Raw genomic sequence first — 15,010 nt, forward strand, 5'->3', positions numbered from 1 at the left:
GTCTTCGGCATCGCCGTCCTCGCCGAGGTCACCGCCCTCGGCGGCGGTCTCTTCCGCGACGTGATCATCGGCGCCGTACCGCCCGCCGCCTTCACCGATCTCGGCTACTTCCTCATGCCGCTGATCGCCGCGGGCCTCGTCTTCTTCCTCCACCCGGAGGTCGAGCGCACCCAGACCGCCGTCAACGTCTTCGACGCCGCCGGCCTGGGACTCTTCTGCGTGACCGGTACGACGAAGGCGTACGACTACGGCCTCGGCCTCACCGCCTCCGCCGCGCTGGGTCTCGCGACGGCCGTCGGAGGCGGCGTCCTGCGTGACGTGCTCGCCAACGAGGTGCCGTCGCTGCTGCGCTGGGACCGGGACCTGTACGCCGTCCCCGCGATCGTCGGGGCGGCGATGGTCGTGCTCTGCATCCGTTTCGACATGCTCAACGCCTGGACCAGCGGCGCCGCCGTCCTCACCGCCTTCCTGCTCCGCCTGCTCGCGATGCGCTACCACTGGCGCGCGCCCCGCGCCTGGAACCGGCGGTCCTCCGCACGCGAGGAACCGGAAAAAGCTACCGCTCAGTAGCTTCCTGGGGTACCGTCGGAAACATGAGCACGAGCATCGAGACCCCCGTCGCGACGAGCGAGCGCGGACGCGAGGGCGAGCGCGACGACGAGCGCGCGTACGAGTTCGACCGCGACACCGCCGTCACGCTCCGGGAGCCCGGCGTCTACGACGCCGACCTCTCCGCGGGCTGGACGATCATCCACGCGGTCAACGGCGGCTACCTCCTCGCTCTGCTCGGCCGCGCCCTCGGCGACCACCTCCCGCACCCCGACCCGTTCACGATCTCGGCGCACTACCTCACGCCGTCCGTGCCGGGCCCCGCGGTGATCAGGACGGAGACCGTACGCACCGGCCGTACGCTCTCCACCGGCCAGGCCTCCCTCTTCCAGTACGCGGAGGACGGCACCGAGGTCGAGCGCATCCGGGTCCTCGCCTCGTACGGCGACCTCGGCACGCTCCCCGACGACGTCCGCACCACCGCGACGCCCCCGGAGATGGCCGCCATCGAGAACTGCTTCGCCGCCTCCGACGGCCCGACCCCGGCGATCCCCGGCTCCTCGGCGATCGCCGACCGGCTCGACCTGCGCCTCGACCCGGCCTGCGTCGGCTGGGCGATCGGAGCGCCGTCCGGCAAGGGCGAGATGCGCGCCTGGTTCGGTCTCGCGGACGGCCGCGAGCCGGACGCGCTGTCGCTGCTCCTGACGGTCGACGCGCTGCCGCCGACCTCCTTCGAGCTGGGCCTGAAGGGCTGGACCCCGACCGTCGAGCTCACCACCCACATCCGCTGCCGCCCGGCGCCGGGCCCGCTGCGGGTCTCCATCACCACCCGCAACCTGGCCGGCGGCTTCCTGGAGGAGGACGCGGAGGTCTGGGACAGCGCCGACCGTCTGGTGGCGCAGTCCCGCCAGCTGGCCCGCGCGCCGCGCGCCTGACGCCGTTCCGGCTCCGACCCCGGGCCGGAGCGCGACGACAGGCGACGACAGGGTCCGTACGCCCCGGGGCCGCACACCCCGGAGCGCGTACGGCCCGGAGCGCGTACGGCCCGGCCCCGATCCCGGTCCCGAAGGGGACCGGTCGGTGCCGGGACGGTCCCGGACGTGACCCATGGGCCGCGTCCGGGACCCGAGAACACTCCCCACCCCACCGGTGCCGGGACACCGGGCCGAGGCGACCCGGGCGCCGCGCGTCCGGCCGGGCGGAGGGCGCTCGGTGAGCGCTCCGGGAGTGCGCCGCGGGGCCCCGGTCGCGAGCCGCCGCCCGCCCCGTGCGGGCACCGCCCAGGACCCCGGCACCCGCCGCGCCCGGCGGCGTAAACCGGCCACCCGCCAGGGCCGGGGGCGCGGGCTCGTAGAATCGACCCACCATGGCTTACCTCGACCACGCCGCGACCACGCCCATGCTGCCCGAGGCGATCGAGGCGATGACCGCCCAGCTCGCCGTCACGGGCAACGCCTCCTCCCTGCACGCCGCCGGACGGCGGGCCCGGCGGACCGTCGAGGAAGGGCGCGAGACGCTCGCCGCCGCGCTCGGTGCGCGGCCGAGCGAGGTCGTCTTCACCTCCGGCGGCACCGAGGCCGACAATCTCGCCGTGAAGGGCCTCTACTGGGCCCGCCGCGACGCCGACCCCCGCCGCACCCGCGTCCTCGCCAGCCCGGTGGAGCACCACGCCGTGCTCGACGCCGTCGACTGGCTCGCCACCCACGAGGGTGCCGACGTCGAGTACCTGCCGGTCGACCGGTACGGCCGGGTGCACCCCGAGGCGCTGCGCGAGGCGATCGCCCGCGACCCCGACTCCGTCGCCCTCGCCACCGTCATGTGGGCCAACAACGAGATCGGCACCGTCATGCCGGTCCGCGAACTGGCCGACGTCGCCGCCGAGTTCGGCGTGCCGCTGCACGCCGACGCCGTCCAGGCCGTCGGTCAGATCGAGGTCGACTTCGCCGCCTCGGGACTCGCCGCGATGACCGTCTCCGGCCACAAGATCGGCGGCCCCTACGGCATCGGGGCCCTGCTCCTGGGCCGCGAGCACACCCCCGTACCCGTACTGCACGGCGGCGGCCAGGAGCGGCACGTCCGCTCCGGCACCCTCGACGTACCGGCCGTCGCGGCCTTCGCGGTGGCCGCCCGGCTCGCCACCGAGGGGCGCGAGGAGTTCGCCCGCCAGATCGGCGCGCTGCGCGACGAGCTCGTGGCCGAGGTCCGGGCGCTCGTCCCCGACGTGATCCTCGGCGGCGACCCCGTCGAGCGGCTCCCCGCCAACGCCCACTTCACCTTCCCCGGCTGCGAGGGCGACTCCCTGCTCCTGCTGCTGGACGCGGCCGGGATCGCCTGCTCCACCGGCTCCGCGTGCACCGCGGGCATCGCCCAGCCGAGCCACGTCCTCCTCGCCACCGGCACCGATCCGGACCTGGCGCGGGGCACCCTGCGCTTCTCGCTCGGCCACACCTCCACCAAGGAGGACGTCGCGGCGGTCGCGGACGCGATCGGCCCCGCCGTGGAACGGGCCCGGACCGCAGGCCTCAGCTGACCCCGCCCGAGCGCCCGGGTCCGCGATCACGCCCGAGCCGGCACCCGAGCCCGGGCCGCACTCGCGCCCGGACCGGCTACCCGCGCCCGGACCGGCACGCGTGCCAGGCCCTCACCCGTGCCCGGCCCCCACGCGTGCCCGGGCCCGAGGCCCCGCAAGCGACCCGCGTCGAAGGCGCCGCGCGCCCCGCGGCGAAGGCGCTCAGACGCGTGCCTTCGACGCCTCCCGCACCAGCTTCAGATAGCGGTCCCAGTCCCAGTGCGGCCCGGGGTCGGTGTGGTCGGTGCCCTCGACCTCGACATGCCCGATGATGTGCTCCCGGTCCACGGGTATCCCGTACCGGGCGCATATGTCGGCCGTCAGCCGCGCCGACCCCGCGTACATCGCCGCCGTGAAGTCCTGCGGCCGGTCGACGAAGCCCTCGTGCTCGATCCCGATGCTCCGCTCGTTCATGTCGCGGCTCCCGGCGTGGAACGCGACGTCGAGCTCCCGGATCATCTGCGCCACATGCCCGTCCTTGCGGACCACGTAGTGCGCGGCGGCCCCGTGCCCGGGGTCCTTGAAGACCTTCAGGGCGGTCGCGTAGCTGCCCTGGACGACATGGATCACGATCCGGTCGATCCGGTAGTCGTCCGGCCGGTCGGCCCGCCGCCAGTTGGCCCGCGACGCCGAGGTCCACTCGGCGGCCCGGTGGTCGAGCTCACCCTCGACCCGCTTCTTCTCCATCCCCGGCAGCCGCCACCAGGCACGCGCCAGCTCGTCCCTGGCCAGCGCCGCCGTCCCCAGGACGGCGACCCCGCCGCCGAGCAGCACCGCGCGCCGCCCCACCCGTCTGCCGGAAGCGCCGTTCTTTCCCGAACCGCCGGCCCCGCCCGTACCACTCGCCTTGCTCCCCATGCCACCGAGAACGCTTACTACCGCGACTCTGGTTCCCGGCGCCCCGTACCCTGGTAGCGCTATGACTCAGACTCCGCCCCCGCACCCCCAGACCCGTCCCCTCCGGGTACTTGCCGCCATGTCCGGCGGAGTGGACTCCGCCGTCGCCGCCGCCCGTGCCGCCGAGGCCGGCCACGACGTCACCGGTGTGCACCTCGCCCTCTCCGCGAACCCGCAGTCCTTCCGTACGGGAGCGCGCGGCTGCTGCACGATCGAGGACTCCCGCGACGCCCGCCGGGCGGCCGACGTCATCGGCATCCCGTTCTACGTGTGGGACCTCGCCGAGCGCTTCCGCGAGGACGTCGTCGACGACTTCGTCGCGGAGTACGAGGCCGGCCGCACGCCCAACCCGTGCCTGCGCTGCAACGAGAAGATCAAGTTCGCCGCGCTGCTCGACAAGGCCCTCGCCCTCGGCTTCGACGCGGTCTGCACCGGTCACTACGCCACGGTCGTCCTGAACGAGGACGGCACCCGCGAGCTGCACCGCGCCTCCGACATGGCGAAGGACCAGTCGTACGTGCTCGGGGTGCTCGACGAGAAGCAGCTCGCGCACGCGATGTTCCCGCTGGGCGACACGCTCACCACCAAGGACGAGATCCGGGCGGAGGCCGAGCGGCGCGGGCTCGCGGTCGCGAAGAAGCCCGACAGCCACGACATCTGCTTCATCGCGGACGGCGACACCCAGGGCTTCCTCGCCTCCCGCCTGGGCAAGGCGGAGGGTGACATCGTCGACGAGGCCGGTACGAAGGTCGGCAGCCACGAGGGCGCGTACGGCTTCACCATCGGCCAGCGCAAGGGCCTGCGGATCGGTCACCCGGCAGCCGACGGCAAGCCGCGCTACGTCCTGGACATCTCGCCGGTCGACAACCGGGTCACGGTGGGCCCCGTAGAGGCCCTGGACGTCACGGCGCTGACCGCGATCAAGCCCCGCTGGTGCGGCACGGCGCCGGAGGGCGAGGGCCGCTACACGGCCCAGCTCCGCGCCCACGGCGGCGAGACCGAGGTGACGGCGTCACTGACGGACGGCGAGCTCGCGGTCGCCTTCGACGAGCCGGTCCGCGGCGTGGCACCCGGCCAGGCGATCGTGCTCTACGACGGCACGCGCGTGGTCGGCTCGGCCACGATCGCGACGACGACCCGCCGCACGACGGCGGCGGCGACGGCGTAGGCACCGACGACATGATCACCGGCGAGCGGCGGCGGCGCAGGCCCCGGCGGCGGCGACGGCCCGGTGAGGGCCGGCGGTCGGTCAGCCCCGGGCCGCCTCCGCGGGCTCCCGCTCGTCGGTGAGGAACTCCTCCAGGACCGGGGCGAGGACGTGCGGGGCCACGTCGTACGTCTGGCCCGTCAACGTGCGGTGCCGGCCCCGGGGGAGAGCCTCCGTCAGGGCGCGGGCCGCCTGCCGGATGCTCACCGGGCTCGCGCCCCCGTCGACCACCAGCACGCGCGCGTGGACCCGGGCCAGGAGCCGCTCCGGCACCGCCCCGTCACCGAGGACGGCGAAGTCGTACGCGAGGGTGTGCGCCAGCTCCGCGACCCCGGGCCGCAGCTCCGCGGGCACCGTCGACTCCGCCAGGAACAGGTCGAGCGCCTCGGCCCGCCGCCCCCCGTCGAGCAGCACGGCCACCTGCCGCCGTCGCTCGGCGGCCGCCGCCGAGTACGGCGGCTCGAACACCGACACCGCGCCGGCCGGCAGCCCGGCGGCCACCGCGGCGAGGACCAGCGCGCCCCCCGTGCCCATCCCGTGCAGGGCCGCACCCGGCCCCGCCTCCCCGACCACCGCGGCCAGGTCCTCGATCTCCCGCTCCACCGCGTAGGGCCCGGTGTCGCCGCTCCCGCCGCGGCCCCTCCGGTCGTACGCCACGACCGAGAAGCTCCGGGCCAGGAACCCGCCCAGCGAACCCTCGCCCGCGGCCGTCCCCAGCGCGCCGCTCACCAGGACGAGCGGCGGCCCCTCCCCGTACCGCTCGTACGCGATCGGCGTCCCGTCCCGCGACGTGACCCGTCCCCGAACCCTGCTCAGCGTGGTGCTCACCTCGTCCATGGCAGGTGAGACCCGAGCCGTCACCGGAACTCATCGCCCGGCGGCGGGATTTCTCGGAGAAAGATTGAAGCCGCTGGTCAGGGCCTACGGTGGGGGCCATGAACATCTGTGTCTTCCTCTCCGCGGCCGACCTCGACGAGCGCTACACGGCCCCCGCCCGCGACTTCGCGCGGCTCCTCGGCAAGGCCGGCCACACCCTGGTCTGGGGCGGCTCCGACACCGGTCTGATGAAGGTCGTCGCCGACGGCGTCCAGGAGGCCGGCGGCCGACTCGTGGGCGTCTCCGTCGACTTCCTCGCCCACAAGGCCCGCCCGAACGCCGACGAGATGGTCGTCGCCAAGGACCTGGCCGAGCGCAAGGCGCTCCTCCTCGCCAAGTCCGACGCCGTCGTGGTCATGGTCGGCGGCACCGGCACCCTCGACGAGGCCACCGAGATCCTGGAGCTGAAGAAGCACGGCAAGCACACCAAGCCGGTCGTCCTGCTCAACACGGCGGGCTTCTACGACGGACTGAAGGCCCAGTTCCGCCGGATGGAGGAGGAGGGCTTCCTGCCGGTCCCCCTCACCGGCCTCGTCCTCTTCGCCGACGACGCCCCGACGGCCCTCACCCACCTGGAGGAGAACATCGCCGCCCGCTGATGCGAGCATGGTGCCCATGGCTACACATGTGATCACCGGAGCCGGTTCCGGCATCGGCGCGGCCGTCGCGCGCCGCCTCCACGCGCGCGGGGACGACCTCGTGCTCCACGCGCGCGACGCCGGGCGGGCCAAGGAGCTCGCCGCGCAGTTCCCCGGAGCCCGGACGCTCGTCGGGGACCTCGCCGACCCGGACCGGCTCTCCTGGGCGTTCTCGCACCAGACCATGCCGGAGCGGGTGGACAGCCTGCTGCACATCGCGGGCGTCGTCGACCTCGGGCCGATCGGGGACCTCACCCCCAAGACCTGGCACCACCAGCTCAACGTCAACCTCGTCGCCCCGGCCGAGCTGACCCGGCACCTCCTGCCGCAGCTGCGGGTCTCCCAGGGCCACGTCGTCTTCGTGAACTCGGGCGCCGGGCTCGCCGCGCACGCCGAGTGGGGCGCGTACGCCGCCTCCAAGCACGGCCTCAAGGCCCTCGCCGACTCCCTGCGCCACGAGGAGCACGGCAACGGCGTGCGGGTGACCTCGGTCTACCCGGGCCGTACCGCGAGCCCCATGCAGGCCAAGGTCCACTCCCAGGAGGGCAAGGAGTACGACCCGTCGAGGTGGATCGACCCCGAGTCGGTCGCGACGGCGATCCTCACGGCCATCGACCTGCCGCGCGACGCCGAGATCAACGACCTCACCGTTCGTCCGGGACGCCAGACATGAGCGAGACGCAGGCTGAGGACGACCCCGTTCTCTGGGGCCCCGCCACCGGCGTCGGCTCCATGCCGGGCGGCGACGCCCGGGAGACCGCGAAGACCGTCACCGGGTCCTTCGAGGACTTCCCGTTCCTCGCGGAGCTGCCCGCCCGCGGTCCCGGCGCCGACATGATCGGCCGGACCATCGGGATGCTCGTGGACCTCTACGCGCACGTGGAGCCGAGCGGCTGGCGGATCAGCGACCGGCCCGGCCGCGACACCAAGCGCGCCCGGTCCTGGCTGGGCGAGGACCTGGACGCCCTTGAGGAGTTCACCCAGGGATACGAGGGGCCGCTCAAGGTGCAGGCCGTGGGTCCCTGGACGCTCGCCGCGGCCCTGGAGCTGCGCGGCGGCGAGGCCGCCCTCGGCGACGCCGGCGCCTGCCGCGACCTCGTCGGATCGCTCGCCGAGGGCCTCCACGGGCACCTCGCGGACCTGCGCAAGCGGATCCCGGGCGCCCAGGTCGTCCTCCAGCTCGACGAGCCCTCCCTCACCGCCGTCCTGCGCGGTCACGTCCGCACCGCCAGCGGCTACCGCACCTACCGGGCCGTCGACCGGCAGGTCGTGGAGAGCGCGCTGCGGGAGGTGGTCGCCGTCCACGACGGGCCCGTGGTCGTCCACTCCTGCGCCCCCGACGTCCCGTTCGCGCTCCTCCGGCGGGCCGGCGCCTCGGGCGTCTCGTTCGACTTCTCCCTGCTCACCGAGCGTGACGAGGACACGATCGGCGAGGCGGTGGAGGCCGGCACCAAGCTCTTCGCCGGTGTGGTGGCGTCCACCGACGGCCCATTGTCCGACCCGGGCGGTAGCGTCATGGGTGTCAGGACGCTGTGGCGCAGGCTGGGGCTGAATCCGGGGACTCTCGCGGAGTCCGTGGTCGTCACTCCCACGTGCGGGCTCGCGGGCGCTTCGCCCGCCTACGCCCGCGCGGCGCTCGCCCACTGCGCCCGGGCGGCGAGATCGCTCGCGGACAACCCAGAGTGACCGGGTTTCGAGGCACGGGAGGACGGACGAAGGTGGCAGTCGAACAGGGGGCCCTGCCCGCCGAGGCACGGGAGAAGCACGCCGACCTGGCCGAGCAGGTCGAGGAGCACCGCTTCCGGTACTACGTGAAGGACCAGCCGGTCATCAGCGACGGCGACTTCGACAAACTCCTGCGCGCCCTGGAGGCGCTGGAGGAGGAGTACCCGGAGCTGCGGACGCCGGACTCGCCGACGCAGAAGGTCGCGGGGCAGTACGAGACCGAGTTCACCTCCGTCGAGCACCGCGAGCGGATGCTCTCCCTCGACAACGCCTTCGACGACGAGGAGCTGGCGACCTGGGCCGAGCGGGTCGCGAGGGACGTCGGCACCCCCGACTTCCACTACCTGTGCGAGCTCAAGGTCGATGGCCTCGCGGTCAACCTGACGTACGAGCACGGGCGGCTGACCCGGGCCGCCACCCGCGGCGACGGCCGCAACGGCGAGGACATCACGCCCAACGTCCGGACGATCGCCGACATCCCGGAGCGGCTGCGCGGGGACCGGATCCCGGACCTCGTGGAGATCCGCGGCGAGGTCTACTTCCCGATGGAGGCCTTCGAGGGGCTCAACGCCCGCCTGGTGGAGGCCGGCGACAAGCCCTTCGCCAACCCGAGGAACGCGGCGGCGGGTTCGCTCCGCCAGAAGGACCCCAAGGTCACCGCCTCCCGACCGCTCCACATGGTCGTCCACGGCATCGGCGCCCGCGAGGGCTTCGACATCGACTGCCTCTCCCACGCGTACGAGCTGCTGCGCGAGTGGGGCCTGCCCACCGCCCGGCACAACAAGGTGGTCGGCTCGCTCGACGAGGTGCGGGAGTTCATCGCGTACTTCGGGGAGAACCGTCACTCCGTGGAGCACGAGATCGACGGAGTCGTCGTCAAGCTCGACGAGATCCCGCTCCAGGGCCGGCTCGGCTCCACCGCGCGCGCCCCGCGCTGGGCCATCGCCTGGAAGTACGCGCCGGAGGAGGTCAACACCAAGCTGCTCGACATCAAGGTCGGCGTCGGCAGGACCGGCCGCGTGACCCCGTACGCGCAGGTGGAGCCGGTGACCGTGGCCGGCTCCGAGGTCGAGTTCGCCACCCTCCACAACCAGGAGGTGGTCAAGGCCAAGGGCGTGCTGATCGGCGACACCGTCGTGCTGCGCAAGGCGGGCGACGTCATCCCGGAGATCCTCGGTCCGGTCGCCGACCTGCGGGACGGCAGCGAGCGGGAGTTCGTGATGCCCGCCGAGTGCCCCGAGTGCGGGACGCCGCTGAAGGCGATGAAGGAGGGCGACATCGACCTCCGTTGCCCGAACGGCCGGACCTGCCCGGCGCAGCTGCGCGAGCGCCTCTTCTTCCTCGCCGGGCGCCAGTGCCTGGACATCGAGAACTTCGGCGCGGTGGCCGCGGCGGCGCTCACCCGCCCGCTGGAGCCCGCCGAGCCCCCGCTGGTGGACGAGGGCGACCTCTTCGACCTCACCATCGAGCAGCTGCTGCCGATCAAGGCGTACGTCCTCGACCCGGACAGCGGACTGCCCCGGCGGGACCCGAAGACCGGCGAGGAGAAGATCGTCACGGTCTTCGCCAACCAGAAGGGCGAGCCGAAGAAGAACGCCCTGGCGATGCTGGAGAACATCGCGGCCGCGAAGACGCGCCCCCTGGCCCGCTTCATCAACGGGCTCTCCATCCGGCACGTGGGGCCGGTGGCGGCCGAGGCGCTGGCCCGTGAGTTCCGCTCGCTGGAGCGGATCGAGCAGGCGAGCGAGGAGGAGCTGGCAGCCGTCGACGGGGTCGGCGGGATCATCGCGACCGCGGTGAAGCAGTGGTTCTCCGAGGAGTGGCACCGCGAGATCGTGCGCAAGTGGCGCGCGGCCGGGGTCACTCTGGAGGACGAGGGCGCCGGGGAGGATGTCGGCCCGCGTCCGCTGGAGGGCCTCACGGTCGTTGTGACCGGCACCCTGGAGAAGTTCACCAGGGATGGCGCAAAAGAGTCCCTCCAGAGCCTCGGTGCGAAGGTGACCGGTTCCGTTTCGAAGAAGACCGCCTTCGTCGTCGTCGGTGAAAACCCTGGTTCGAAGTACGACAAGGCGATGCAGCTGAAGGTTCCGGTTCTGGACGAGGACGGCTTCCAGATCCTGCTCGAACAAGGGCCCGACGCCGCTCGGGAGGCCGCGGTGCCCGTCGCGGGGTAGTCGCCGGCGGCCCGCCCGCACCCCGGCCGACGACCGCCCGACGACCGTGCGACGGTCACCCGTTCGGCGCATACCAGATCGTTACGGGTGGCCTGGTCGCATTCGGGCAAGAGAGGGAGAGCGCTGCCCGTCGACGCCCTCGGCGGCCTAGTCTGGTGACCGTGCGCCCAGTCCTGCACGATCGCGCGAGGGCTCTGCCGGTCGTGGCGTCAGGACAACGGCCCCGTGGCACGACGTGCGACCGGCAGTGCCCTCGGTCGTCCGACGGACGACGGACGGCCGGACGACGGACGGCCGCCTGACCGCGGCCCATCGCACACCGACGGCACCGCCGCCTGTGAGAGGGACGGGAATGGAACCGACCGAGAGCGCCGCCCCGGTCCCACGGCCGCACGGCCGTGTGGTGTCCCTGGGTTTCACCTCCCGGCTGCCCGCAGCCGTGCTGGGCATCGCCGCCGTCGTACTCGTCGTCGGCCTCCAGCAGGGCCTGAGCGCCGGCAGCGGCCTCTTCCCCGGCGGGGTCACCGGCTGGTCCCTCGCGGTCCTCACCGGCCTCATCGTCGGCCATCTGGTCGCGCTCGGCCGCGACCGCTGGTGGGGCGGCACCGGTTCGGGCGCCGCCCTCACCCTCGCCGTCCTCCTGCTCTACGGCTGGGTGCCGGCCGGACTCGTCTCGATGACCGTCGTCACCCTGGTCGGCGCCGCCCGCCGGCACCGCTGGCGACAGGGCCTGCTGCACGGTGCCGCCGATGTCCTCGGGGTCGGCGCAGCCGCCCTCCTCCTCGCCCTCTTCGGCGACGTCCCCACCGTCGAACAGCCCTGGCAGCCCCTCGACTGGACGATCGGGGACCTCCCGGAAGTCGTCCTCGCCGCCGCCACCTACCTCGTGGTGACCCGGCTCCTCCTGTGGTACACGCTCGCCCCGCAGAACCGCGGACTGCCCACCGTCGCCCGCACCGCGCTCCTGAGACAGGGACTCGTCGCCGTCGCCCTGCTCGGCATCGCCCCGCTGATCTGCGTCGTCGCCGCCACCCGGCCCGTCCTGCTGCCGCTCTTCGCCGTCCCCCTCATCGCCCTCGACTCCACCCTGTGGATCGCCCGCGCCCGCGCCGAGGAGCAGCTGCGGGACCCGCTGACCGGGCTCCCCAACCGCCAGTGGCTCCTCGAACGTGCGTGGACCGCCCTGGAGGAGGCCGAGGGCGAAGGGGCCCGCGCCGCCCTCGTCCTGATCGACCTCGACCGCTTCCGATCGGTCAACGACACCCTCGGACACCTCGCGGGCGACCGGCTGCTCCTCCAGATCGCCGACCGGCTCCGCCTCGCCCTGCCCCGCGGCGCCGAGGCCGCCCGGCTCGGCGGCGACGAGTTCGCCGTCCTGCTGCCCACCGCCGACTCCACCACCAGCGCCCAGCGGGTCGCCCGCCACCTCGTCGCCGAACTCTCCTCCCCGCTCGACCTCGACGGGCTCACCCTCGTCCTGGAGGCCAGCGCGGGCGTCGCCGTCTTCCCCGACCACGCCCTCGACGCCGAGGGCCTGCTGCGCCGTGCCGACGTCGCCATGTACCAGGCCAAGCGCGACCGCACCGGCGTCGAGGTCTACGAGTCCAAGCGCGACTCCAACACCCCCGACCGGCTCGGCCTCCTCGGCGACCTGCGCCGCGCCCTCGACGCCGGCGAGGTGGAACTCCACTACCAGCCCAAGGTCCGCTTCGACGGCCAGGTCGCCGGACTCGAAGCCCTCGTCCGCTGGGTCCACCCCGAGCGCGGCAAGGTCCCGCCGGACGAGTTCATCGCCATCGCCGAGTCCTCCGGCCTGATGCCGCACCTCACCGAGTACGTCCTGGAGACCGCCCTCGCCCAGGTCGCCCGCTGGCGCGCCCAGGGACTCGACGTCCCGGTCGCCGTCAACGTCTCGCCCCGCGACGTCCACACCCCCGGCTTCGCCGGCGCCGTCGCCGCCCGGCTCGCCCGCCACGGCGTCCCGGCCGGCGCACTCCAGCTGGAGATAACCGAGCACGTCCTCCTGGAGGACCCCCAGCGTGCCGCCGACACCCTCAACGGCCTCACCGGCCACGGCGTCAAGATGTCCCTCGACGACTTCGGCACCGGCTACTCCTCCCTCGTCCATCTGCGCCGGCTCCCCGTCAGCGAACTGAAGATCGACCGCTCGTTCGTGGCCCGGCTCGCCGTCGACACCGAGGACGCCGAGATCGTCCGCTGCACCGTCGACCTCGCCCACTCCCTCGGCCTCCTCGTCGTCGCCGAGGGCGTCGAGGACGACGAGACCTGGGAGCGCCTGCGCGACCTGGGCTGCGACGCCGTCCAGGGCTGGCTCGTGGCCGCCGCGATGCCGCCCGGCGAGGCCACCGCCTGGCTGCTCGCCCGCGGCGAGCACGGCTGGCGCCGACCCGCCGACATCGCCGCCGGACTCGACGTGGACCACCCCTCCGGCCAGGTCGTTCAGTAGGCCGTGTCCACCCGGGGAGACGACCCCGGGCAAACCGTTTCACGGGCAGCGGCACCGGCCCCATAGGATGGGCCCACACCATCAAGCTCACCCCGTGAGGATCCGCATGCCTGGCATCACGCGCGAGGAGGTCGCCCACCTCGCACGGCTGGCGCGTCTGGAGCTGAAGGGCGAAGAACTCGATCACTTCGCCGGCCAGCTCGACGACATCATCGGCGCGGTCGCCCGCGTCTCCGAGGTCGCCGACCAAGACGTACCGCCGACCTCCCACCCGCTGCCGCTGACCAATGTCATGCGCGCGGACGAGGTCCGTCCGTCGCTCACCCCCGAGCAGGCGCTCTCCGGCGCCCCGGCCCAGGAGCAGCAGCGTTTCAAGGTGCCGCAGATCCTGGGGGAGGACTAACAGTCATGACGGACAACATCATCAAGCTCACCGCGGCCGAGATCGCCGGGAGGATCGCCGCCGGCGAGCTGACCGCCGTCGAGGTCACCGAGGCGCACCTCGCCCGCATCGAGGCCGTCGACGAGAAGGTCCACGCCTTCCTGCACGTCGACCGTGAGGGCGCGCTCGCCCAGGCCCGTGCCGTCGACGAGAAGCGCGCCCGCGGCGAGAAGCTCGGCCCGCTCGCCGGTGTGCCGCTCGCCCTCAAGGACATCTTCACCACCGCCGGCATGCCGACGACCGTGGGCTCGAAGATGCTCGAGGGCTGGATCCCGCCGTACGACGCGACCCTGGTCAAGAACCTTAAGGCGGCCGACGTCGTCATCCTCGGCAAGACCAACATGGACGAGTTCGCCATGGGGTCCTCCACCGAGAACAGCGCGTACGGTCCGACCGGCAACCCCTGGGACCTGACCCGGATCCCCGGCGGCTCCGGCGGTGGCTCGTCCGCCGCCCTCGCCGCGTACGAGGCGCCCCTCGCCATCGGCACGGACACCGGCGGTTCGATCCGCCAGCCCGCCGCCGTCACCGGCACCGTCGGCGTCAAGCCGACCTACGGCGGCGTCTCCCGCTACGGCATGGTGGCGTTCTCGTCCTCCCTGGACCAGGGCGGCCCCTGCGCCCGTACGGTCCTGGACGCGGCCCTCCTGCACGAGGCGATCGCCGGGCACGACCCGCTCGACTCGACCTCCATCGACGCCCCGGTCCCGCCGGTCGTCGAGGCCGCGCGCAACGGCTCGGTCGCCGGCATGCGCGTCGGTGTCGTCAAGCAGTTCCGCGGCGAGGGCTACCAGGCCGGTGTCGTGCAGCGCTTCGACGAGTCCGTCGAGCTGCTCAAGTCGCTGGGCGCCGAGATCGTCGAGCTGGACTGCCCGACCTTCGACCTCGCCCTTTCGGCGTACTACCTGATCGCGCCCTCGGAGTGCTCCTCCAACCTGGCCCGCTTCGACGCCATGCGCTACGGCCTCCGGGTCGGCGACGACGGCACGCGGTCCGCCGAGGACGTCACCGCCCTCACCCGTGAGGCCGGCTTCGGCGACGAGGTCAAGCGCCGCATCATCCTGGGTACGTACGCGCTGAGCTCCGGCTACTACGACGCGTACTACGGCTCGGCCCAGAAGGTCCGGACCCTGATCACCCGGGAGTTCGAGAAGGCCTTCGAGGAGGTGGACGTGATCGTCTCCCCGACGACCCCCACCACCGCCTTCCCGATCGGCGAGCGCGCCGACGACCCGATGGCGATGTACCTCGCGGACCTGTGCACCATTCCGACCAACCTGGCCGGCAACGCCGCCATGTCGCTGCCCTGCGGCCTGGCGCCCGAGGACGGTCTGCCGGTCGGCCTGCAGATCATCGCTCCCGCCATGAAGGACGACCGGCTGTACAAGGTCGGCGCCGCCGTCGAGGCCGCCTTCGTGGAAAAGTGGGGGCACCCGCTGCTTGAGGAGGCTCCGTCGCTGTGAGTG

The 15,010-nt window shown here is 73.3% G+C and carries 13 protein-coding genes; 11 read left to right on the forward strand and 2 right to left on the reverse strand.

Annotated elements, in window-relative coordinates:
• The 3 genes from AOK00_RS14805 to AOK00_RS14815 form a co-directional block, all read left to right on the forward strand.
• The coding region (locus tag AOK00_RS14805; RefSeq protein WP_055600775.1) for a trimeric intracellular cation channel family protein at positions 1–570 on the forward strand (570 nt) is incomplete at its 5' end.
• A 23-nt stretch (positions 571–593) separates the two neighbouring features.
• Entirely contained in the window at positions 594–1,484 is an 891-nt protein-coding gene (locus tag AOK00_RS14810) for a thioesterase family protein (RefSeq protein WP_055600776.1), read from the forward strand.
• A 431-nt stretch (positions 1,485–1,915) separates the two neighbouring features.
• Positions 1,916–3,079, forward strand: a complete 1,164-nt coding sequence (locus tag AOK00_RS14815; protein WP_055600777.1) for a cysteine desulfurase family protein — start codon at positions 1,916–1,918, stop codon at positions 3,077–3,079.
• Between the two features lie 201 nt (positions 3,080–3,280).
• Here the strand turns inward: AOK00_RS14815 and AOK00_RS14820 are convergent, their stop codons facing one another.
• Complete coding sequence (locus AOK00_RS14820) at positions 3,281–3,976, reverse strand: N-acetylmuramoyl-L-alanine amidase (RefSeq protein ID WP_055600778.1); 696 nt, start codon at positions 3,974–3,976, stop codon at positions 3,281–3,283.
• Positions 3,977–4,037: 61 nt separating this feature from the next.
• Between AOK00_RS14820 and mnmA the strand changes: the two genes are divergently transcribed.
• A complete protein-coding gene (gene mnmA / locus AOK00_RS14825) occupies positions 4,038–5,183 on the forward strand; it encodes a tRNA 2-thiouridine(34) synthase MnmA (protein ID WP_055600779.1) in 1,146 nt (381 codons plus the stop codon).
• A gap of 81 nt (positions 5,184–5,264) precedes the next feature.
• On the opposite strand, the gene AOK00_RS14830 is transcribed toward mnmA, so the two are convergent.
• Complete coding sequence (locus AOK00_RS14830; protein ID WP_055600780.1) at positions 5,265–6,059, reverse strand: alpha/beta fold hydrolase; 795 nt, start codon at positions 6,057–6,059, stop codon at positions 5,265–5,267.
• Between the two features lie 98 nt (positions 6,060–6,157).
• On the opposite strand from AOK00_RS14830, the gene AOK00_RS14835 reads away from it, so the two are divergent.
• The 7 genes from AOK00_RS14835 to gatA all read left to right on the forward strand — a co-directional run bounded on the left by AOK00_RS14835 (position 6,158) and on the right by gatA (position 15,007).
• Positions 6,158–6,697: a TIGR00730 family Rossman fold protein gene (locus tag AOK00_RS14835; protein WP_055600781.1), complete on the forward strand. Its 540-nt coding sequence runs from the start codon at positions 6,158–6,160 to the stop codon at positions 6,695–6,697.
• A 7-nt stretch (positions 6,698–6,704) separates the two neighbouring features.
• Positions 6,705–7,409: an SDR family oxidoreductase gene (locus AOK00_RS14840; RefSeq protein ID WP_055600782.1), complete on the forward strand. Its 705-nt coding sequence runs from the start codon at positions 6,705–6,707 to the stop codon at positions 7,407–7,409.
• Positions 7,406–8,422 (forward strand): methionine synthase, encoded by a 1,017-nt coding sequence (locus tag AOK00_RS14845; RefSeq protein ID WP_055600783.1) that lies wholly within the window; start codon positions 7,406–7,408, stop codon positions 8,420–8,422. Before AOK00_RS14840 ends, AOK00_RS14845 begins: the two co-directional genes overlap by 4 nt.
• Positions 8,423–8,454: 32 nt before the next feature.
• Complete coding sequence (ligA, locus tag AOK00_RS14850; protein WP_055600784.1) at positions 8,455–10,635, forward strand: NAD-dependent DNA ligase LigA; 2,181 nt, start codon at positions 8,455–8,457, stop codon at positions 10,633–10,635.
• Between the two features lie 352 nt (positions 10,636–10,987).
• Positions 10,988–13,102: a putative bifunctional diguanylate cyclase/phosphodiesterase gene (locus AOK00_RS14855; RefSeq protein WP_055600785.1), complete on the forward strand. Its 2,115-nt coding sequence runs from the start codon at positions 10,988–10,990 to the stop codon at positions 13,100–13,102.
• A 106-nt stretch (positions 13,103–13,208) separates the two neighbouring features.
• Positions 13,209–13,505: an Asp-tRNA(Asn)/Glu-tRNA(Gln) amidotransferase subunit GatC gene (gene gatC, locus AOK00_RS14860; protein WP_015036350.1), complete on the forward strand. Its 297-nt coding sequence runs from the start codon at positions 13,209–13,211 to the stop codon at positions 13,503–13,505.
• Positions 13,506–13,510: 5 nt separating this feature from the next.
• Complete coding sequence (gene gatA / locus AOK00_RS14865) at positions 13,511–15,007, forward strand: Asp-tRNA(Asn)/Glu-tRNA(Gln) amidotransferase subunit GatA (RefSeq protein WP_055600786.1); 1,497 nt, start codon at positions 13,511–13,513, stop codon at positions 15,005–15,007.
• The last annotated feature ends 3 nt before the right edge of the window (positions 15,008–15,010 follow it).

Source organism: Streptomyces aureus, from assembly GCF_001418135.1.
GTDB classification, from domain to species: Bacteria; Actinomycetota; Actinomycetes; order Streptomycetales; family Streptomycetaceae; genus Streptomyces; species Streptomyces aureus_A.

Coding starts and splice junctions, on each gene's coding strand:
- AOK00_RS14840 (WP_055600782.1), top strand. CDS start 6,705: ATGGTGCCCATGGCTACACATGTGATCACCGGAGCCGGTTCCGGCATC.
- AOK00_RS14855 (WP_055600785.1), top strand. CDS start 10,988: ATGGAACCGACCGAGAGCGCCGCCCCGGTCCCACGGCCGCACGGCCGT.
- AOK00_RS14835 (WP_055600781.1), top strand. CDS start 6,158: ATGAACATCTGTGTCTTCCTCTCCGCGGCCGACCTCGACGAGCGCTAC.
- AOK00_RS14830 (WP_055600780.1), bottom strand. CDS start 6,059: ATGGACGAGGTGAGCACCACGCTGAGCAGGGTTCGGGGACGGGTCACG.
- gatA (WP_055600786.1), top strand. CDS start 13,511: ATGACGGACAACATCATCAAGCTCACCGCGGCCGAGATCGCCGGGAGG.
- AOK00_RS14815 (WP_055600777.1), top strand. CDS start 1,916: ATGGCTTACCTCGACCACGCCGCGACCACGCCCATGCTGCCCGAGGCG.
- AOK00_RS14845 (WP_055600783.1), top strand. CDS start 7,406: ATGAGCGAGACGCAGGCTGAGGACGACCCCGTTCTCTGGGGCCCCGCC.
- mnmA (WP_055600779.1), top strand. CDS start 4,038: ATGACTCAGACTCCGCCCCCGCACCCCCAGACCCGTCCCCTCCGGGTA.
- AOK00_RS14820 (WP_055600778.1), bottom strand. CDS start 3,976: ATGGGGAGCAAGGCGAGTGGTACGGGCGGGGCCGGCGGTTCGGGAAAG.
- AOK00_RS14810 (WP_055600776.1), top strand. CDS start 594: ATGAGCACGAGCATCGAGACCCCCGTCGCGACGAGCGAGCGCGGACGC.
- gatC (WP_015036350.1), top strand. CDS start 13,209: ATGCCTGGCATCACGCGCGAGGAGGTCGCCCACCTCGCACGGCTGGCG.